Raw genomic sequence first — 21,238 nt, forward strand, 5'->3', positions numbered from 1 at the left:
TATGTCGCATCATTCTATCAGGGCCGTTCAGCGCATACCCGTTAGTGTGGAACAGGCCTGGCAATTCTTCTCAGACCCTGCAAAGCTGGTGGATATCACGCCGGCGGAATTTGCGTTCAGGGTAATTTCCCGTCATCATGGCCCCGTGGTTTATCAGGGACAGATCATAGAATATAAAGTGAGTCCTTTGTTGGGCATTCCGCTTTACTGGATGACGGAGATCACGCATGTAGTTCCGTTGAAATACTTTGTGGATGAGCAGCGGTATGGCCCTTACAGAATGTGGCATCATCAGCATCATTTTACCGCTATCGATGGTGGAGTAGAAATGGTAGACATAGTACATTACAGCATCCCCGGATGGTGGATGGGAAGAATGATCAACTCGATACTGGTGAAGAAAAAACTTGAAAGCCTCTTCAGGTACAGGTTTCAGCGGATTGAAGAATTGCTGGGGAAATGGGAAGGGCAGCAGGTTGATGTGAAAGTTTACTGAGTTGCGATTTGATAATCTGAAAATCATATACAAAAAGAAACCCCGGCTGAGTTTGCAGCCGGGGTTTCTTTTTATGATAAAACATTTATTATCCTGGGATTCTGGAGATGTACTTTTCGATCTCTTTAACTTGTTTTACAACGTCTGGGTTGGTAGGCTTCAGGGCCTTTGTTTTACGGAAGAACTCTTTGGCAGCGCGGAACTCATGTTTGTTCATCATGATATTGCACATCTGCAGGTAGGCAACGGCTTCGCTTTCTTTGTCGGCGATACCGGCGCGGAGGGCTTCGCGGATATATTTTTCACCTTGTTTGAAATCACCTTTCTGAAGGGAGATCATTCCCATCTGGAGGTAGTTGGCTCCCTTCATGTCTTTGGTCATGTTGGTGGTGAGCGACATACCTTTTTTCATATTGGCTTCGGCTGCATCGAAGTTCTGATTAGCCATATCGAGCTGCCCTTTGATAGTGAAATAGGCAGAGCGGATAGGCTTGATAAGCAGACCGGGAAATTTAACGGAGTTCACAACGCGCTGGGCGCCTTCGATATCGCCGGCTTCCATGTATTCCTGTACCAGTCTGAGTGGTCCGATCAGGAAGTGGCTGGCCAGCAGGATCACTCCTATAAAATATAAAGGAAATGAAGGCCAGAAGCCTGCATAGACATTGGCAGCAACACCACCGAGAATGAGTATGATGCCGAGGTAAAAGCGATAACGGATGATCCAGGAATAAAACTTCATACAATAATTAATAGGGCGGCAAAGATAGGTCAAAGAATTGAGAGGAAGCTAAGTGCCTTTTTTTGAAATAGTTTCCGGGGGAAGGTGGAAAATATTACTTTTGCGGGAATTCGCCAAGGGGAGGAATCTCCGGGCGAGTGGTGATTAGGTCCTGTAGTTCAATGGATAGAATAGAAGTTTCCTAAACTTTTGATACAGGTTCGATTCCTGTCAGGACTACCATACCGGAAAGCAGCAAATTTTTGTCTGTTTTCCGGTTTTTTGTTTGTCGGAAACCCGCGTCTAGTGTGCATACCAGCGAAACCACCTCATTGAGCCGAAGAGTTCGATGTTGCGATCCGTCAAAAATGAGTTTTCCGGGGAACATCGAACTCACGATGTTGCGTTTTTCAGGGATGGTTCCGTTGATATAGGCCTGGTCAATGGCTATCAGGTTATGAACCCCCTTCTGGAGCAGGCCTTCAATTCCCTTTTCCCGTTCGGGAAGTTTCGACAATTGTTTCTCTAGGTCGGTTATCTGCTTTGTACATTCGGTTTTGACAATCAGAAAGTCTTCATAGGAGAATTGGTTGTCGGCTGCTTTGTTCCGGGTGGTGTTGATGCGGGTGGTCAACTCTTCGATTTGGGATAGAACTTGTCTTCGTTCTATGCTCATATCGCTGGTTTGTTGCTTTGTATGCTTCGTGAAGTAGCTCTGCATACAGATCGCAATAGGCTGGGTTGGGCGCATATAGTTTATCAATTGGAGATCACATTGGCGTTTCTTTAATTATAGCTTCCATATCGTGTAGGCCTCATTTGCTAATTCTGTTGTTCTCTGTTCGGCATCTTTGTCAGTCCAGCTTCCTTGGTTTTTATATTTGATACAAAAATCTTGAGTAATCTTAAATGCTGATTTTCTGTAATGGGGAATTTTTGTTTTTAGATCCTTATTTCCAACTTTTGAATTAATTTCTGAAGCTAAAGGTAAAAGGTTTCCAATTTTCCATACCCAAGGGTGTAAATTGCTTTGTGGCTCAATGTGTTCAAGAGAAAGATTACTTGCTGTAAGTTCACTGGTATTTTGTCTGTTAATTTCAATATTTGTAAAAATATATTGAATCAACTTCTTGTTCTTAGTTAACCAATCTGTGAATTCTAACTCGTGGAACTTTCTAATGAATAAATCGTTGTTTGGGAGTTTATGTGTTAGTTTAAGGATAAGTTCATTTATTGACTTTTGAGCGTCTTTTCTTGACGTTTTACTTCTTAGGTCTCTAGATGCTTTTGAATAAATTCCTTCTATTCCAGAAGCCCTTTGGGAACAAACAGCAGTGAAACAAAAATGGAATTTTTCAATTTTTTGTAAAGCCTCTCTTAGGTCAGTTATATTGATAAGCTTCTCTTTATAAGACTTTAGTAAAACCAAAACGAAAGAGCGATGCTGTGATACGCGAAATAAATTAAGGGCTACAAGTGAATTGTAAACTGGTTTAGCTTCTTGTGATTTCCAATCTGTTGGCGTTGGCGCAATTATTTGAGTATAATCGCTCGCAGCTTCTAATAGTTGTTGAAGAAATTGTTTATACTCTTTTTTTGTTTCTGGAATTAATTTTTGGAAGGAATCATAAATTCTGGCTTCTGTCAGAAAACTATATTTAGAAATCCAAAAATGCCTAAAAAAGGTGGATAGATTTACTGACTCATCTCTTTGGCGTAATGTAAATTTTATTTTTTTCCATGTTTCCTTTGCGTAATCAGTAGGGTGATCATCGTCAAGAAGAGTAAATATTTTGTTCTTAATTAAATCAATAGTTTCTAAATCTTTTCCTTTTGCATTCAAGGTCTCAAAAATGGTATAAGCTTCTTTTAAGTTGTCAACCGTAATAAATATTGTCTTGAAGGACAAAATTTGATCCCTTAGAATCTTTAGGAGATCAGTGTAAGAATAATGCTTAGTGTTTTTGCTTGTCTCTTTAAAATCAAAACGAAGATTCTCTTCCTTTAATCGCCTTATATAATAGTCATATGTTAACAATAGTTTTTGTTCTTCTTCTGTTTCTGGAATATAATCTAATTCTTTATCGAAATTTTGAATTCTCCTTTGTAAGAAGGGTTTGGGGCTTTCATTTTCAAGCTTAAAGAATGGTCTGTAGTCCCCATCCTTTCCTTCAACATAGGAATAGCAACTTTTTGATAGAGGTTCATCAATTTCCTTTAAAATTTGGGTTAAAGCTGAAAAAATAACTGTAATAGTAGTTAACCTTTGTTGACCATCAACTACTAAAAACTCTGTGTCTTTAGAATCATCTCCTACCAAGACAATTGAACCAATAAAATAGTCATTTGTCTTTAATTCATTTTGTTCAATATAAATTTGCGAGAGAATATCATCCCAAAACATATCATGTTCAGGCTTTTCCCAAGAAAATTCTCTTTGAAACCTTGGTATAATATATTTTCTGTTTAATGTTAGTATGTCTTTTATTGTGCGTGTATATGCGAACAAGTTCATATCGTTTTTTCATTAATGGATTAAATAGTTTTCTCTGAAAGAGAGGTATAGAGCGATTGGGTTTCTCAGTAGGAAGTGGCTATTCATAATTTGAAGAGATATTTGGAAAATGTTCGAGAATTAATATTCAAGGCAAATCAATAACACTAGATCTAAAATAAAAAAAATCACCAAATGTCAATGAGAATCCTTAATTATAGCTGAAGCTGGTAGTGAATTCTTTATTTATTTAAATGTATGATTGTTAGTGACTTATGTGACTTCTTGATTTCCCTGAAGTCCATATGGCGATTTTCTTAGTTAACCTGTCTGATATTTGTCCGATCTTCTCCGTCCTCAGCTGCTTGAGTTTTATTCGGTTCTTACGAATCTGATGAAACAAACCGAAGAGTTTTTTTATCATTCCGCAGAAATAGCTTCTAACGCTTCATCTCACAAGGGATTGAATTCTCTGATACAGAGATTCATGAACAATACCATCCGGAAAGTCGCTTCATCGTAATTCCCGCTATGCCAAATTGGGTCATTTCACGGGCAATCCATACTCAGCTGTCAGCTTATATTCATTGCCTGATGTATGTCATCCCAAAAAACCTTATTATGGAAAATACCAACAACGAATCAAACCTTGCCACCGGCCCGGTACGAGTTGCCTATTCCCGCGGCCAGCTAAAAACTATCAAGTATTATGATCTTCTCGTAGTAGCCTGTGATCCCAGAAATCTCGAAGGCATCTGTGACTACCACACCAAAGAATTTCATCTGTTTAACGAACTTCAAAATTTCACCTTTCACACCACCCTCATAAAAGTTCCGCTTCTAAGAAAACAAGAGCACGGTGTGATCTTCGCTCCTTACGTGCTCGATAAAATGCAGGGATCGGTGTACGGTTTCCGCAATGAGTCCGCCAAGCGATTCGGATTGAGATTTTCAAATACCATGACAGAAAATCTGGTTACAGTTTATCAGCTTCAGGGCCCTTCTTCAAATCCTTACAGTCCCGACCAGTTCGCAAAAATTCTTGCGAGTGAATTGCCTAACCTCGATTGGTGGCCGTTCGGAACAAATTATACAGTTGTAGACAGTCTCACCACGCCTTACTTCGATCATTATTCTCAGGAAAATCTGCAGGCGCAACTTCCATGGAATTTGCTCGATCTGCAGGGGCAGAACAATACATTGTATGTTCATGCATCTACCTGCTTTGAATCTGCATTGGATTGCTGGGGATATGCCAATATGCTTTTGGCGGATGGATCTGCAGCAAGGAAATCATTACCAACAAACAAAGCAGCCCGCATCGCCATTCTTGGAGCAGGTGTAAGTGGACTCCTGTTTGCCGTTAAGCTGAAAAATCTCGGTTATACAAATATCGAACTGCTTGAATCCACGGACAGGTATGGTGGAAAAACGCATACCATCAAAATGGATGGACCATATCCTCCCGGATATTTTGAGCCAACCTATTGCGAGTTGGGCACCTGTTATATGTCGCCTGCATATGATCCGATGGTTGTAGATTTGCAAAAGTATCTTGTAGGAAATTCAAGAATCACTTTCGGTCAGGGGAACGATGGATTCAGAGCCATCGTAACAAGAGGTCAGCTTCCAGCCAATTTCAATGCTCCGCTGGTGATGGGCTATAATGAATACTGCCTGCGCAAAGCCGAAGCTGAACTGGGCCTTAAACCCGGTTGGTTTGATGATAAAGAAGCACAGGCCGATCTGTTGATCGAACTCGGAAAGTATGCACTGCTGCACAAATGGATTTTTGGAGATGGATTTCCCATGCCTTCAACTCCTCCAGCGGAATTTCTGAAAGAACATTCTTCAAAAACATTCATAGAATTTCTTCGCTATCATAAAATGGATTGTCTGATTGGAATTCTTCAGTATGGATACGAAGTTCAGGGATATGGAACCTTATCCACCATCCCTGCTTTTTATGGTCTGATATGGATAACCCCGGCAATTATCGAAACGATCATCAAAGATGGACTTGGTGGAAATACACCCATAGTCACCGCGTGGTCTAAAGGATGGGGAGATGTTTGGGATCAGATAGTATCAAAAGAAAACCTGAAAATCCTATACAATGTAAAACTGCTGACTATTGAAAGAAACCGATAGCAAATAACTGATAGTGTTTCGGACCGGAAAAGATGTTTGTTCTTTTCCGGTTTTTTTTCAAATGATATTTCCGGAGGAAGCAACTCAATCACAATCTGAGTTTGTAACCGATATGTGAAGATTCAAAGCCAAGTCGTTCATAAAAGCGATGAGCATCTGGTCGTAATTTATCTGTTGTGAGTTGAACCAGCCCGCAACCTGCATTCCGGCATTGTTCTATCGCCCATTGGAACATGGCTTCTCCGATTTTTTCTCCTCTTTTGTTGCTGGCAATACGCACTGCTTCTATCTGTCCGCGTCGCATTCCGCTGCGCGCGAGCCCTGGTATGAAAGTCAGTTGCAGCGTTCCGATTATTATGTTGTTGTCTTCAACAACAAGCAAAAACTGGTTTGGATCTTTATCGATCTCTTCAAATGAATCGAGGTTCTTCTGATTGTCATTCTGTTTTTCTCGTAATGCTCCAAGAATATCATCTGACAGTAGCTGTATTATTGCTGGAAGGTCTGATATCTCCGCCCTGCGAAAAATAAGGTTTATCATATGAGTTCACTTATATGTTGAATGGTCTTGCGAATTTATCATATCCATGTGGCTAATGAGGAATTGAAGAAGAAATTAATAAGGGAAGTTGTTGCAGGCTTCTGATCCAATGATGAAAATTAATGAAAAATCCCTGATCTGCTAAGACCAGGGATTGGGTACTAAATTTACAACACTTTCTTGCTAAGCAATCGCCAGTGTGTTTTTTTGACTTGGAGTTTGCCCATATTGCGTCCATAATTCAGTTAGGCTGTTGTCAAATCTTCCAACTGCATCAGGGTTTCCAAGCAGTGAAAATAACCTGCTGATCTTGCTTTTGATATCTGCACGGTTATCAGCAATTTTTTCAACAGGAACTCCCTGAAGAGCCAGCCAGAGAATATAAAATCCCATGGATGATCTTGCAACACCTCTTTCGAGAAGCAGATCAAGCTTGTGATTCCTGAATGCATCTGTAGTTTTTGATGAGAGATTTTCTGTCAGAATTTTCAGTTTCTCGATGAATCCAGATTCAAAGCTGTTGAACGAAGTAATAAATGGCTTATGCATAAGACGGTTCTCAAGGAGTTTGGTGATATGTGCCTTGTTGGTAATGCGAATCGCAATCTGGCTATGTGTTCTGAAAATAGCCATAAACTCTCTCATTTTGCTTAATGTGGGAGGCTCAGTGCCTGCCAGAAAATGCAGGTAGAGAAGGCTGGTCATTAGTTCTTCATTCAGCATTCTGGTGTCAGCTTTTTTAAGATGCAACCAGGGATAACGTTGAAGAATTTCCTTGATTGATTTTATTATATCCGGATTGGCATACGCATTCCAATACTCAAAGCTGTTAGGTTTGATCGGATATGGTTTATAGTTCAGTCTTTTGAATAGTTCTTCAGATCTGAATGTGGCGTTTTCAGATTCTTTGATTTCGATAATATTTAAGTCAAAATTCTGGATCTTCCGCTTATTGGCATCTGAGAGACGTTCAAAACTTTTATTGTTCAGCTCCGTCAACATCCCGGAATGTAGATTTAATCTGAACTTATTCTTTTTGGAGCGCTCATATTTCCCTTGTGGGTTAAGGTATTGTTCGCCTAAGTAACCCAGGATGGACAGCAATCTTTGCTGTCCATCAATCACTTCAAACACACCATCTTTTCTTACGAAAACAAATATTGGGTGGATTTTTATTCCCAGCAAAATGCTCTCGATCAGAGAAGATGCTTTGGCAATATTCATAACCTCTCCTCTTTGGTAAGGAGGACGGAGGTCAAATCTGCCCTTCCTCATTCTGTCTATAATATCGGTAACAGTGTACTTGGTCGGTTCCGCTTTGGTGAAGATCGTGATATTCGATTCCTCTGGAGCAAAGTCCGGCAAATCTTCAGTAGTAAATGATTGTTGAGCCTTTTTGAAGTTAATAGTCCCCGATAAATATTCTTCAAAAGAGAAATTGAGTTGCTGGCTAAAGAATAATGCAATCTGCCTGTACCGCATTTTGATATGAGTGGATAGATTGGATTTGTACATGGTGTACTTGTCGAAATGCTTGATGAAGTGCTGAATCAGCCTGCTTTTGAACTGAGCACTATTGATAATTTCCTGATCTCCGTTTTCGCTTTTGGTTACTGATAATGCCCAAAACAAACAATCAAAAAGAAATCCATTCGAGCCGGGTTTTATTTTATCAAGCATACTCTTGATTTCGGACAGGTAATTAATGGAAGTCTGAAATTCGTTGAAAATAGATGGAATATCTACTCCTTTTTTGTCGCGGCTCTCGTGAAGGGAATAGAGATGGAAGTACTTGTTGGCTATATCGTCTCTGTCATAAGAAAAATTACTGATGGGGATTTTATGCAATACCAGCATTTGCCTGATATGTTGCATTAATGTTTCGATGCTTTTTGTCTTATGGTCAAAAATTGAAGAAACCTGTTCGAGAAAATCATTGTTTTTGAGAAGATTGATTTTGAAGTAATTGTTAAGGTCGTTATGAAGATAGTCAGCAAGAAAAACCTCTTCTTTTCTCAATGGTGAAATGCCAAGGTTATATCTTTTGAAAATCTCTCTTGTAAATGCGTCTTTTATCTGAGATCTGTCGTCGGTGTCGTTGGTGGCGAAAACGATAAATCGCAGGCGTGTATCGAGAATTCTATTTTGAGTTATTGTATCAAGTTGTGAGTATTTTTTATCAGATAAATACCATAATTTATCAAGTCCATGGCGTTTTAAACTGAACCCATCATTGATAAATCTCTCTATGGTTTCCACTCTCTGCCTACCGTCTATAATTTCCCATATTTCTGTTGTATCAAATACTACAATAGGAGGGATTTCACCATGAAGAAGAATTGTTTCTATGAAATAAGTCGCTTTTACTTCCGTCCAGACATAGTTTCGTTGATAAGGTGGGTTGTAATATAACTTATAACTGGAATTGGATTTATAAATAGAACTGATGGAGATAAGTTTATCAGAGATATGAGCTTTATTGCAAGCTTCGATGAGCGTTGTCATTTTTTAATGATGTTAATATGGTAAAAAATCAGGAGGAGAGACAGACGCTCCTCCTGAGGATTATTGGATTTGCACTTACATTTTTCCAAGCATATCTATAAGTTGCTTTATAGTTATGCCGAAAAGTCTACAAACTTCATTTGGATCCTCATCGGAATGTTGATAAAAGTAAAGGGCAATCGTAGCTTCCTTCTTACTTAAATAAACATTGATCTTATCCTGCAATGAAGGTGGAATTGTGTTTTTCCTGGCACGGTCAAGATTATTCATGATGATTTGCAGACGGGATGCTGCCTGTTGAATTCTTTTCTTCACTGCCTGTATAGAAAGACTTAAGTCCTGGGCAATTTTATTTTCAGGCATTCCATCCAGGTACTTCTCTACAATAATGCGTAAGTCAGGAGGAAGGCTTGGTGTAGCTTTTCTCAACAGTTCAAGATCGGTTTCAGTAATTTCTATTGAATTATCTTTCGGGAAAGGCTTCTGGTGAGGTAACCGCCTGTCGGAGACAAATTCAATAAATTCTGTTGGAGCACACCTTTTCCTATAACGTCTGAATTCATAAAGGGACCCGAGTACGCGTTTTCTCAGGTAAAAATAGATGTGAGATGAGTTGACCATGTCTGCTCTTTTTTTCCAGAGGCTGAAAAATGCCTCCTGAGTAAAATCAGCGATATCATTCTTATCCGGATGAATCTGGAAACCATATTCTAACGTAGGTTGGTAAAACCATTCGTAAATATGTTGTAAACCTACGGGGTCTCCGTCTCTGAATTTTATAAACTGAATAATGTCAGTTAGATTTCTGAACCCAGGGTTCATTCGCGTACTAATTTTAGGTTAATTAAAAAATTTGTTGGCGATATCGCACAGGAATTCCTGGTCAGTTATTCATTGTGAGAAATGAATAAGCTAACAATGACGAGTGGTTGGATGACAGAAATTATACGGAAAAAGAGGCCTCTATCTCCCGTAAGGAAACGATCAGGAAATGATTAGTAATGAAAAACTGCACCGATTTCTAAATCAGCAAATGCAGTTCTATTGTCAATCTGACAATTGAAAATGGAAAGGTTAATCCCGGCTTGCTATCCGCGCATTTTAATTACAACATACGTTGATCTCTAATTGACCTTGTTGGGTAGTGGTCAATAATTGAGAAGTTGTATAATGTTCGTGGTGTGAAATAGCAAGTGTATGATAGGTTGTAAAGATATACCTTAATAACTTCACAACCAGTACAGTTAATAGAAAAAAATAGCAAATTGTGTAACTGCTAGGCTCACATGAATAGATTGAAATGTGTGTGCTGGACGCCAATGGAATACTGCTTTTTTAGTTATTTCCATTTACAATTAAGGAATGGTGTGTACTACGTAAAGGAGCCCTCTTCTTCAGAATATTTCTTATATTGATATAGTTAATGCCCAATAACCTGCTATGTCACTTAGAAGCATCCATCCTGATTTTCTCTTTCTTTTGGAATTCAAAGAAAAAGAGCTGATCCAATTATTCAAAGATTTACGGGCCTTTATGCTCGATATCCATCCGGATAGCAATGAGTTGTTATACCATACACACGCGCTCACTGCCGTATTTTCCACTTCCGATAAACTTGCAGACGCTTACTGCATGATTCCCATCTACACCAATCATCTCAACCTCGGATTTAATAAAGGCACTAAACTGAATGATCCGCATAAGCTCCTTACGGGAACCGGCAATCTGATCAGGCATATATCCATCACTACGCAAGCGGATTTTAATAACAAAAAGGTGAAGGATCTTGTAAAAGCTGCCATCGATTTTGCAATCAAAGACATGGATAAACCAACGAAAGTGAAAGGCGCTACCATTTCAAAAATTAAGAAATAAGGCAGAAGCTTAACGCCGGACCTCTTCATAAAAACCGAAGAACCCCTTTCTTTGCAACAAATAACAGTAAGGCAATTATACTACCGAAATGAAAACACCAGCTCTGAAAACCCTGATAGCAGTAAATATGCTGCTGCTTTGCGTAAACGCTTTTGCTCAAAACAACATCCGTTACGTAAAGGCAGAGACTTTGACCCTGATCGGCAAAGCAAAAAAAACAGATTCTTGTTTTCAGCGGATCGATAGTGCAGAGGCGGCTCCCATGCCAATGGCCGTAAGAAGTCTTGCAAAGCAAAGCGCCGGAATTGCCGTACTGTTCGAGACAAACTCAACTACCATCCGCGCCAAATGGAAATTATCGGGAGAAGTTTATCTCAGCAACATGACGCCCATCGCTCATAGCGGACTCGATCTGTATTGCTTCCGGAATAACAAATGGCAATATGTAAACGTGGGGAAACCTGCTAAAGGAATCGATCAGGAGCAGCGGATCATTGAAAACATGGATAACTCCACCAAGCAATTCATGATCTATCTTCCTTTGTACAACTCAATAAACGATTTGCAGATCGGAGTAGAAGAGAATGCTATTATAAAGTCTCCTGCGCATGCTGCTGTTGATACAACATTGCGTGTTGTTGTGTATGGATCCAGCATTGTTCAGGGAGCTTCTGCAAGCAGACCGGGGATGGCTTATCCTGCCATCCTGCAACGCAGAACAGGATATGATGTGATCAATCTTGGTTTCAGCGGCAACGCCAAAATGGAAAAAGAGCTGGCTGAATATCTGGCTACAGTTCCTGCAGATTGTTATGTACTCGACTGCATTCCCAATCCATCTCCGGAAGAAATCAACGAAAGATCTTATCCATTCATAAAGCTGTTATGTGGGAAGAAGCCCAATACTCCCATCATCTTAGTTGAAACTGTGTTCAGAGAAAATGGAAACTGGGATCAAAAAGTAGGACAGCGAATTACGCGGCAAAACGAGGAGATCAGGAAAACCTACAATCGATTAATTAAAGAAGGAGTAAAGAATATCTATTACATCGAAACCACAAAGCTGATAGGGAATGATCACGAAGCAACCGTCGATGGAGTGCATCTTTCCGATCTTGGATTTACCAGAATTGCAGATGCGCTGCTGCCACTGATAGAGCAGGCAATGAAGAAACACAAATAGTGGCGATTATTTTTCAGCAATTCCGATGTCTTTTTCATATCCCACAAATTAATCAGTAGCTAAAATATCTTCATTTTAATAATGCGTTTTCTTGCAGGTTTTATTCTTATCCACACCGATTGATTCCTGCATTTTTTTGCAATTCATTAATTATTTTGGGCATAAACCAGCAAATCGCAGCTTATGAGAAAAACTCTACTAGCATTCCTATGCGTTGGAGCGAGCCTGGTGACGATTGCCCAACAAGCACCCAAACGCGAAATGAGGGGTGCCTGGATCGCCACCTATTCAAACATCGACTGGCCCAACCGCACTCAAACACCAGCACAGCAACGTGCAGCATTTCTTTCCATTCTCGAACATCACAAAGCAACAGGACTGAATACCCTGTTCATTCAGGTAAGAAGTCAATGCGATGCAATGTATGCGAGCAGCATCGAACCGTGGTCTGCAGATCTCACCGGTACGCAGGGCAAGCCACCCACAGAATTTTGGGACCCCATGCAATTTATGATTGATGAATGCCACAAGCGTGGCATCGAATTTCATGCATGGTTGAATCCTTACCGTGCAGCGGGCAACTCAAACAGCCTGCCATCTTTTTCCGAAACCCATGTAGCCAAACAACATCCTGAGTGGTTATTAAGTCAGGGCACATTAAGAGTATTAGACCCCGGACTGCAACCGGTTCGTGAGTACATTCTCAGTGTGATCACCGATATTGTAAACCGATACGATGTGGATGGAATTCATTTCGATGATTACTTCTATCCACCCGCAGCGCCGTCAGGAACTACGCCATACAACGATGATGCGAGCTTCGCAAACGATCCACGCGGATTCACCAATCGTGCCGACTGGAGAAGGGACAACGTAAACCTGCTCATCAAAAAAGTAAATGATACCATCCTTCATCTCAAGCCATGGGTGAAATTTGGCGTATCTCCTTCGGGCATTTACAGAAACAGCACCAACCCGGAAATCGGAACTCCAACCAGCGGACTGGAACACTACACCACTTTGTATGCCGATACAAAAAAATGGCTGCAGCAAGGTTGGGTTGATTACATCGCTCCGCAGGTGTATTGGTATATCGGGCAACCAGGCGCAAACTATGCAGCCATCGTTCCGTGGTGGAATAATCAGGCCAATGGACGACATATCTACATCGGTATGGCCGGATACAAAGTGAATGATCCTGCAATGGGCGTCAACTGGGCAAACCCTTCTCAGATCCCCAATGAAATGAGACTGAACAGAACTTTCAGCAATATCTACGGTCAGTCCATTTATAATACAAGCAGCATGAGAAGTACTGCCAGACTGGGTTTCAGAGATTCACTCAGGCTGTTCTTCTACAATCTTCCCGTATTGCAGCCACGCATGCCGTGGCGCGATAGCATCGCTCCCGCGCAGCCCAATGCATTGTATGTGGCGAAATTCAGAACAGACTCTGTTGTTCTCAAATGGCAGCAGCAGCCATCTTCCGATGAATTGAACAGAACCAGACAATATGTGATCTATCGTTCAACAAGCGAGCAGATCGATACCGCGAATGCTGCAAACATCCTTGCCATCACAAATGCAGATCAAGCTGCATTCACAGATGTTTCCGGGGAAGATGGAGCAACTTACTACTACGCGGTGAGCGCTCTTGACCGTTTTCATAATGAGAGCAATGCTTCCAACAGTGCATCGAATTTGCCTCCGGCAATTACCTGCCCTGATCCGCAACAACTGTACACAGATTCTTCCTGCAACATTACTGTGCCAGACTACTCGGCACTTGTAAGAGTAAACGGGCAGATAAATGCTCCGGGCATCACAGTAACGCAAACTCCTGCTGCAGGCACTGTAATCAATGGGCATCATAATTTTGATATTACTTTCAGTGCTATTGATGAAGCCAGTCATAAAACTGAATGTGTATTCCCTATTCAATTAAAAGACACCATCGCTCCTGTGATCAGCAATGCAGGTGTTAGTACAGCCGAACTCTGGCCTCCGAATCACAAGCTGAAAGATGTTGCCGTGATTTACGATGCGAAAGACAATTGCAGCACAGTACAAACCAGTTTGTCTGTAACCAGCAATGAACCTGTAGCTGGCGGAATCTATGGAAACACTTCTCCAGACTGGGTTGTAGTGAATGATCATCTGGTTCAGCTGCGTGCAGAATACGGGCCATTCGGAAATGGAAGAATCTACACAATCACCATCACTGCAACAGACAGCGTGGGTAACTCCAGCCAGCAGCAGGTGCAGGTGAAGGCGCCGAGATTCCCGGAAAATCCGAATCCACATGCAATGCTTACTGTGAAGGCATATCCGAACCCAACGCCTGATCAATTCTATGTGATCACACTGAGCACTTCATTGCAAACGATCAGTTACACAGTAACCGATCTTGCAGGCAAAGTGATAGAATCGAAAACAGGACTGTCCGCTAACGGTCTCTTCAATATTGGGTCCAGCTATCAGCCAGGAATGTATATTCTGAAAGTTTCACAGGGTCAGCAGTCGCAGACGCTGAAACTGGTGAAGACGGCAAGGAAGTAATTCGTTATTCAACCATATGCAAAAGGATCTGATCATAACGATCAGATCCTTTGCTTTTTGCTGTATTAATACTGTTTTTCTTATCTCTAATATTGGGTGATCAACAGAATATTTGGAACAAAAAAATGAAATAGTATCTTTGCACTACCGATAAATATCGGCTGCTGACATCTCTGTAGGGGACAGATGTTCCTGCCAAGGTCCCCGGAAATAATCTTTTTTTCTCCCAAATTAAAGAACATGGCTTCTATTGGATTCTATTGCGATCCCAATAGCATTGAAGAAAATGCTTTGGAGCAATTACAGCAGTATGCACAGCGCGAATACGTTCAAAACATCTGTGCCTTTACTGATATTCATTATTGTGCTGAGAAGGCTTTGCCTGTTGGTGTTGCTTTTTCTACTCAGGATTACATCTATCCCCTGATCACCGGTAAAGACATCGGTTGCGGTGTGATGTATCTCAAAATCGATAAGAAATATTGGCTGAAACACTTCGATAAGAACGAACACTTCAGGGCGCTGAATTTTGCGCATACAAAAATGACAGACGACGGCCTCGGTGGTGGCAATCATTTTCTCTCCATAGAGGAAGATGATCAGGCCGTTTTCATTATCTGCCACACAGGCACAAGAGACAGAGGGATTGCTCTTTATCAGCAATGTATTCAGCTGACACGCGATTATTCACGCGAAGCTGGTACGATCGCTGATCATATCCACATTGATTTTCTGAAAGAAGATTTCATTCAGTATTACAATGCAACATTACTGTTCGGATATGAGCGAAGAAAGAACTTTTGCCTGAAAACGCTCGCTTTTCTGCAAAACGCCAATTACGTGAAAAGCAATAAAGCGATGATAGCAAAAGACTATCTCGAAGTAAATTTCAAACAGCATGGAGATCAGGGAGAACTTTATGGCACTCCTTATCAGCTGGAAGATTCTGTGCACAATCATATCCGTTTTTCAAAAGGAAATGTGATTCACCGGAAAGGCAGTACAGAACTCAATCCTGGTAAAACGGTGGTGATTCCGTTGTCGATGTCCAGAGGAAGTTTGCTGGTACAGGCATTGAACAGTAGTGCAACGGAAGATGCCCTGCAGTCATGCGCGCATGGTGCAGGCAGAAGGTTGTCGAGATTCGATGCCATGAAATACTGGAAAACAGTTTTGAAAGAAAAGCAACGGAAAGAGTTCAGACAGCAATTCAGTGAACTGTTGAACAAGTCTGGAGAATTTCCGCAAGGGTATATTCAGGAGTTTGATTTTGCTTACAAAGATGCGACCGATATTTTCAAATATCAGCCTCATTTGAAGAAGGTCACCACTACAACACCTGTTGTAACTATCAAATACTCTGAAATCTGATTCTCGCATGAGGCGGCATTGCTGCCGCCTCATTTTTTTTAATGCTATCACACATTCCCTTCCAGCCAGCTCTTGAAATCATTCACCCGCTCTCTACTAATGACCACTTCACCCGCCGTAGGTGGATTCAACTGCACAAGTAACCTGCTGTTGTAATAAGCCGTCATCTTTTTGATAGCATCGATATGAATAATAAACTGGCGGTTCACTCTGAAGAATGAATTCTTATCCAGTAAATTCTCCACCTGATCCAACGAATAATCGAGCGGATAATCCTGCTTGCCAAATGTTGTGGCATGCGTAATGCCTTTTGCGGAATGAATATAAGCGATGTCTTTTGCCTTTATGTAGATCAGCTGATTGTTTATCCTGCTGATAAAACGCGTAGTGTCTCTTTTGAAAAAAGCCTCGGCCAGTTTTCCGATATCCACCTGCTGCGTAACCGGACGAAACTGCCTGAATTTCTTCAGCGCATTATCCAGCGCTGTTAACTCGATCGGCTTCACCAGATAATCCACACTATTCACTTTGAATGCCTGCAATGCAAAATTATCGTAAGCCGTAGTGAAGATCACCGGCGTTGATACATGCGTGCCAGTGAATAGCTCAAAGCAATTGCCATCTGATAACTGAATATCCATCAGCATCAGATCGATATTGTGCGGAGCCGCAAACCATTTCCTTCCATCTGCTACTGATTCTATCACGGCTTCTACTTCGATGCTGCTGTCGCATCTTCCCAATAGCTGAATCAGTCTCTCCGCATTGTGCAGCTCATCTTCAAAAATGATCACTTTCATGACTGAAAATTATGGGGATTTTTACTACAAATTTTTCTGACGACGCGTCTATTTCTATCGATCTTCCGCAAACCAGTTCGTATCGTTTCTGAATATTCTCCAGCCCGATGCCATGTGAATATTCCGGCGTGATTTTTTTTCTGATAGTGTTCGAAACGAAGAGAAAGCCCTGTTCGCTGCGAATGGTCACTTCCAGTGGCTCGCTTGCCGAGAACCGGTTATGCTTGATGGCATTCTCCACCAGCATCTGCAGAGTAGCCGGAGGTACCTGTCCATTCAGTTTCACCTGCTCATCTATCTGATCCATAAAAATGATACTTCCCTGACGGCGTATGCCGATCAGAAAAAGATACGATTGAAGAAAATTCAGTTCCGTTGCAATGGGAACAAGGTTATCCAGTTTCTTATCGAGTATGTATCGGAATGTATTGGCGAGTTGAGTGATGTAGTCGGCTGCCAGGTCAGGATCTTTATACACGAGATTGGTAAGCACACTCAGTGAGTTGAAAAAGAAATGCGGATCGATCTGGTTTTTCAAGGCATCATACTTGGCCTGAATATTTTCACGCATCAGTCTTTCTGCTTTTATCTGATACTCCTTCCAGCTTTTATAGTAGAAAATAAATCCATTGAAAGTGATGATGATCAGGTAGAACATGAAGATGCCGACGTTCATGTTATAGCTGAGTTCTTTGAAACTATGCCATGCTTCAGCACGATTGAAAAGCAGAAGATCAACTCCTGCATAAACAAATCCGAAACCAAGGGATATCAATGCGCCGTAGGCAAGCAGCGTGGTGGAAAGAAGAAGAATGCGCTTTCCGGCGGAAAATCCATGCATCTTCCGCTCCAGTGTTTTTGCAAGAAAGGATGCGCCGTCCCAAACGATCAACCCATACAAAACATAGGCAAGGCTGAACATATTCGACCTGAAAGAGAACATGCTCATTTCTCCAATGAAAGTAAGATCGAATGATTTGAAGATATTGCTGAACAGGTACAGGATCAGCGCCCTGCTTCCATATCGGAATGCGGTGCTGGTAAAAAACTTCTCGCTTCCTGCAAATTCGCCCGAACCGTTCTGCGTATCCTTTTTTTTCATCAGCAGTAATTGTTTTTCCTGAACCAATCCAATGTAGCGCCTACTGCAACAGACATGGGTGTAATGCGAAAAGAAAGTTCACGCTGCGCTTTCCTTGCTGAATAATAATTGTCGAGGCAAAGCATATAGGCATTCGCAAAGTTCAATTTACCACTTCTTCCTGAGATCTTCTGTCTGATACTGCCGATAACGCCTCCCAGTTTCAGTAGAAAAACAGGTATCTTAATCAGCCATTGTTTCTGGTGCGAGAGTTTATTCACCAGCTTGAAAAATTCTCCGTAGCTGAGATTATGTCCGGCCAGCAGATAACATTCACCGGTTCTTCCCTGATCCATCGCATTCAGAATGCCATGGCATACGTCTTCTATGAAAACAAAATTCTTCCCTCCGGGAGGATAGAAGAGCACTCTTTTATTGAGTCCGTACAGCAACAGTTTTCCAGAACTCGGTTTGAAGTCTTCGGGTCCGATCATGAAAGTAGGATTCACAATTACAGCGGGCAGTTGCTTTTTCTGCACCTGCTCCAGCACATAGGTTTGTGCGAGATATTTGCTGTTGATGTATCCTGAACCTGCATGAAAAAGGGTAAAGCCATTCAGTTCCGTTCCCGGCAACTCTTTCGACCCCGGACCAATTGTATTGGCCGTACTCACAAAGATCAGCTTGGAAACCTTGTGCTCGATGCATGCTTCGCATACATATTGAGTGCCCAGGTAATTGATGCGTTCATATGAATCAAATGAAACTCCCCATTGCTCTGTAATGGCAGCGGCGTGGATTACAATGTCGCAACCCGCTACCGCCTGCCTTACATGAATTTTTTCATCGATATTTCCGTAATAGATTTCACAGGGTACGTCTGCAATGGCAGACAGGTCGGCATGTTCGCGTACCATAACGCGAACATGGTATTTATGCCTGGATAAATAACGGGCCATGCTCGATCCGAGGAAGCCATTGGCTCCGGTAATCAGTACTTTTTGCATAGAATCACATTAGGTGGCGGACCACTGTATTTCTTTTTTCACTTCTTTGGAAACAATTCTCAGTTTGAAGCTGAGCGGCAGCAGGGTCATCAGAAAGTGGTTGAGTTTGTTCATCAGTCCGGGTATGATCACCGGCCGGTGGCGAAGCGTTCTTCTGATACCGATCCTCGCAATCTCAGATGTAGCCAGCAATCCCATCTTCCCCTTCATTCCCTGATGAATGATTCTTCTGCTGGTATTTGAATTTGTCATGATAGGGCCGGGATAGAGTACGCTCACCGATAATCCGGTACCTGCAAATTCTTCTCTCAATCCCAATGAGAAAGAGGAGATGAATGCTTTCGATGCCGGATAAACCGTTTTGTATGCAATGGGTGTAAATGCAGCCATGCTCGATACATTCAGAATGTAGCTTTCTTTCTGCTGAAGCAAATGAGGTATCAGCAATCTGGTAAGGAGCGAAGTACTGCGCACATTGATCTGGATAATATCATCGATTCTCTCCAGCGGAGTGTCTGTGAGAGAAGAGGTACCTCCGGTACCGGCATTGTTGATCAGAAAATTAATTGAATAGTTGGCTATAACATTGGAGATATGTTCCTGAAGCGCGATGGTATCCCGCAGATCGAATTCAAAAAACTGAACATCAATGTGGTACTCGTTTTTGAGATCAACAGCCAGGCTTTCGAGGCCGCTTCCGGGCAGGGAAAATAGGATAAGATTGTTTCCCTGCCTGGCGCATTGCACGGCAAACGCCTTGCCTAATCCTGAGCCTGAACCTGTAATTAAGGTGTATGCCATGGTGTTTGAAATTTGCATCGGAGTTCAAATTTCAGGGTTGCCCTGTGGGCCGCCGCCAATTATCCCATGAGTTGTGGAATTAATGCGTTGAACTGTAAACCCAAAACGGGAACCTGGTTGCTGGCTGAGGGATTAATTTTTGCGGAAAACGTGCCTGCACTCAACCTTTGCTGCTGATGGCTGTAATACAGCCTGTACCCACATTTATTCATCCAATCTATTCTACTCGTATGGCAACAGATTTTGATATGGTGGTGATCGGCTCCGGTCCGGGAGGATACACCGCCGCTATCAGAGCAGCACAACTCGGATTCAGAACAGCAATTGTTGAGAAGTACAAAGTGCTTGGAGGCACCTGTACCAATGTTGGGTGCATTCCATCCAAAGCAATGCTCGACAGTACGGAGAATTTTGATATCATTCAGCACAAAGCCTCCAAACAGGGCATTGAAGTTGGAAATCTCAATCTGAATTTCCCGGCGCTGGTCGACAGAAATAAAAATGTAGTGAAGCAGAATAACGATGGATTGAATTTTCTGATGAAGAAGAACAAGATCCAGGTGTTCACGGGCGTGGGTTCTTTTGTGAACAATACTTCCATCACTGTTACCAATGAAGGCGAAGCGCCGAAAACTGTTACCAGTCAGTATTTCATCATAGCCACTGGATCGAAGCCTTCTACGCTCCCCGGAATAAATATCGATAAGCAGAGAATCATCACTTCAACAGAAGCCTTGTACCTGAAAGAGAAACCGGGTTCGATGGTGATCATCGGTGGAGGTGTAATTGGTGTGGAGCTGGCATCTGCCTATCATCGCATAGGAACAAAAGTTACTATCATCGAATATGCCGATAGTCTCATTCCCACGATGGATAAAGAGCTGGGAAAAGAATTAGGGAAGTTGTTATCCAAATCAGGGATAGAACTCATCACCGGATCTCCGGTTAAATCTGCTGAAAACACCGGCTCATCTGTGAAGGTAACCTATACAGACGCCAACAAGGCAGAGAAAGAGATCACTGCAGATTACTGCCTCGTTGCTGTAGGCAGAAAGTCTTACACCGCGGGGCTTGCGCTCGAAAATACTAAGGTGAAACTCGATGCAAAAGGCATGGTGGAAGTAAATGAAAACCTGCAAACAGCAGAGCCCAATATCTACGCCATCGGTGATGTGATCCGCGGTGCAATGCTTGCTCACAAAGCGGAAGACGAAGGCATTGCAGTGGTGGATGGATTAAAAGGCCATCAGCATAAAATCAATTATCTCCGCATTCCGGGCGTAGTGTACACCTGGCCTGAGGTTGCAGGAGTTGGTTATACGGAAGAGCAATTGAAAGCAGAAGGGATCGAATACCGGAAAGGAAAATTCCCCTTCCTTGCCAGTGGCCGCGCACGCGCCTCCGATGATACGGATGGATTTGTGAAAGTGCTGAGCGATCCCAAATACGGCGAAATTCTGGGTGTTCATATCATCGGTGCAAGAGCTGCTGACCTCATTGCAAGTGCAGTGATTGCCATGGAGTTTGAATTGACCGATACTGAGCTTACTAAGATTTCGTATGCTCACCCAACATTTGCTGAAGCATTGAAAGATGCCTTCCTGATCTCTTCAGGTAAAGGCGCGATAAATATTTGATTGTTTGTTTTGTTTG

Annotated in this window: 16 protein-coding genes and 1 tRNA gene; 8 read left to right on the top strand and 9 right to left on the bottom strand. The window is 42.0% G+C overall.

Annotated elements, in window-relative coordinates:
- Position 1 precedes the first annotated feature (1 nt).
- A complete protein-coding gene (locus HHL16_RS05110; protein ID WP_169424055.1) occupies positions 2-496 on the top strand; it encodes an SRPBCC family protein in 495 nt (164 codons plus the stop codon).
- 88 nt (positions 497-584) lie between these two features.
- Here HHL16_RS05110 and HHL16_RS05115 read toward each other — a convergent pair whose 3' ends face one another.
- Entirely contained in the window at positions 585-1,238 is a 654-nt protein-coding gene (locus HHL16_RS05115) for a hypothetical protein (protein ID WP_169424056.1), read from the bottom strand.
- 147 nt (positions 1,239-1,385) lie between these two features.
- Here HHL16_RS05115 and HHL16_RS05120 point away from each other — a divergent pair.
- Positions 1,386-1,460: transfer RNA gene (locus HHL16_RS05120), tRNA-Arg, on the top strand.
- A 547-nt stretch (positions 1,461-2,007) separates the two neighbouring features.
- Here the strand turns inward: HHL16_RS05120 and HHL16_RS05125 are convergent.
- The gene (locus HHL16_RS05125; RefSeq protein ID WP_169424057.1) at positions 2,008-3,726 is read right to left on the bottom strand and encodes a DUF262 domain-containing protein; all 1,719 of its coding nucleotides are present in this window, start codon (positions 3,724-3,726) and stop codon (positions 2,008-2,010) included.
- A 606-nt stretch (positions 3,727-4,332) separates the two neighbouring features.
- Here HHL16_RS05125 and HHL16_RS05130 point away from each other — a divergent pair.
- Complete coding sequence (locus tag HHL16_RS05130) at positions 4,333-5,862, top strand: FAD/NAD(P)-binding protein (RefSeq protein WP_169424058.1); 1,530 nt, start codon at positions 4,333-4,335, stop codon at positions 5,860-5,862.
- An 88-nt stretch (positions 5,863-5,950) separates the two neighbouring features.
- Here the strand turns inward: HHL16_RS05130 and HHL16_RS05135 are convergent, their stop codons facing one another.
- From HHL16_RS05135 to HHL16_RS05145, 3 genes are all read right to left on the bottom strand, one after another.
- The gene (locus tag HHL16_RS05135; RefSeq protein WP_169424059.1) at positions 5,951-6,403 is read right to left on the bottom strand and encodes a GNAT family N-acetyltransferase; all 453 of its coding nucleotides are present in this window, start codon (positions 6,401-6,403) and stop codon (positions 5,951-5,953) included.
- A gap of 183 nt (positions 6,404-6,586) precedes the next feature.
- Positions 6,587-8,908, bottom strand: a complete 2,322-nt coding sequence (locus HHL16_RS05140; RefSeq protein WP_169424060.1) for a DUF262 domain-containing protein — start codon at positions 8,906-8,908, stop codon at positions 6,587-6,589.
- Positions 8,909-8,983: 75 nt separating this feature from the next.
- Complete coding sequence (locus HHL16_RS05145; RefSeq protein ID WP_169424061.1) at positions 8,984-9,730, bottom strand: sigma-70 family RNA polymerase sigma factor; 747 nt, start codon at positions 9,728-9,730, stop codon at positions 8,984-8,986.
- A gap of 618 nt (positions 9,731-10,348) precedes the next feature.
- Here HHL16_RS05145 and HHL16_RS05150 point away from each other — a divergent pair.
- The 4 genes from HHL16_RS05150 (at position 10,349) to HHL16_RS05165 (ending at position 15,896) form a co-directional block, all read left to right on the top strand.
- A complete protein-coding gene (locus HHL16_RS05150) occupies positions 10,349-10,783 on the top strand; it encodes a DUF1801 domain-containing protein (RefSeq protein ID WP_169424062.1) in 435 nt (144 codons plus the stop codon).
- An 88-nt stretch (positions 10,784-10,871) separates the two neighbouring features.
- Positions 10,872-11,966, top strand: a complete 1,095-nt coding sequence (locus HHL16_RS05155; RefSeq protein WP_169424063.1) for an SGNH/GDSL hydrolase family protein — start codon at positions 10,872-10,874, stop codon at positions 11,964-11,966.
- A 183-nt stretch (positions 11,967-12,149) separates the two neighbouring features.
- Complete coding sequence (locus HHL16_RS05160; protein WP_169424064.1) at positions 12,150-14,525, top strand: family 10 glycosylhydrolase; 2,376 nt, start codon at positions 12,150-12,152, stop codon at positions 14,523-14,525.
- Positions 14,526-14,765: 240 nt separating this feature from the next.
- The gene (locus tag HHL16_RS05165) at positions 14,766-15,896 is read left to right on the top strand and encodes an RtcB family protein (protein WP_169424065.1); all 1,131 of its coding nucleotides are present in this window, start codon (positions 14,766-14,768) and stop codon (positions 15,894-15,896) included.
- 47 nt (positions 15,897-15,943) lie between these two features.
- Here HHL16_RS05165 and HHL16_RS05170 read toward each other — a convergent pair whose 3' ends face one another.
- The 4 genes from HHL16_RS05170 to HHL16_RS05185 are packed head-to-tail and all read right to left on the bottom strand — an operon-like array spanning position 15,944 to position 19,585.
- Positions 15,944-16,696, bottom strand: coding sequence for a LytTR family DNA-binding domain-containing protein (locus HHL16_RS05170; protein WP_169424066.1), 753 nt, complete (start codon positions 16,694-16,696; stop codon positions 15,944-15,946).
- Positions 16,677-17,798, bottom strand: coding sequence for a histidine kinase (locus HHL16_RS05175; RefSeq protein WP_169424067.1), 1,122 nt, complete (start codon positions 17,796-17,798; stop codon positions 16,677-16,679). Before HHL16_RS05175 ends, HHL16_RS05170 begins: the two co-directional genes overlap by 20 nt.
- A complete protein-coding gene (locus HHL16_RS05180) occupies positions 17,798-18,784 on the bottom strand; it encodes an NAD-dependent epimerase/dehydratase family protein (RefSeq protein WP_169424068.1) in 987 nt (328 codons plus the stop codon). Before HHL16_RS05180 ends, HHL16_RS05175 begins: the two co-directional genes overlap by 1 nt.
- 9 nt (positions 18,785-18,793) lie before the next feature.
- The gene (locus HHL16_RS05185) at positions 18,794-19,585 is read right to left on the bottom strand and encodes an SDR family NAD(P)-dependent oxidoreductase (protein ID WP_169424069.1); all 792 of its coding nucleotides are present in this window, start codon (positions 19,583-19,585) and stop codon (positions 18,794-18,796) included.
- A 230-nt stretch (positions 19,586-19,815) separates the two neighbouring features.
- On the opposite strand from HHL16_RS05185, the gene lpdA reads away from it, so the two are divergent.
- On the top strand, positions 19,816-21,222 hold the full coding sequence (lpdA, locus tag HHL16_RS05190; RefSeq protein WP_169424070.1) for a dihydrolipoyl dehydrogenase: 1,407 nt from the start codon (positions 19,816-19,818) through the stop codon (positions 21,220-21,222).
- The last annotated feature ends 16 nt before the right edge of the window (positions 21,223-21,238 follow it).

Source organism: Pseudoflavitalea sp. G-6-1-2 (assembly GCF_012927185.1).
Taxonomy (GTDB): Bacteria; Bacteroidota; Bacteroidia; order Chitinophagales; family Chitinophagaceae; genus Pseudobacter.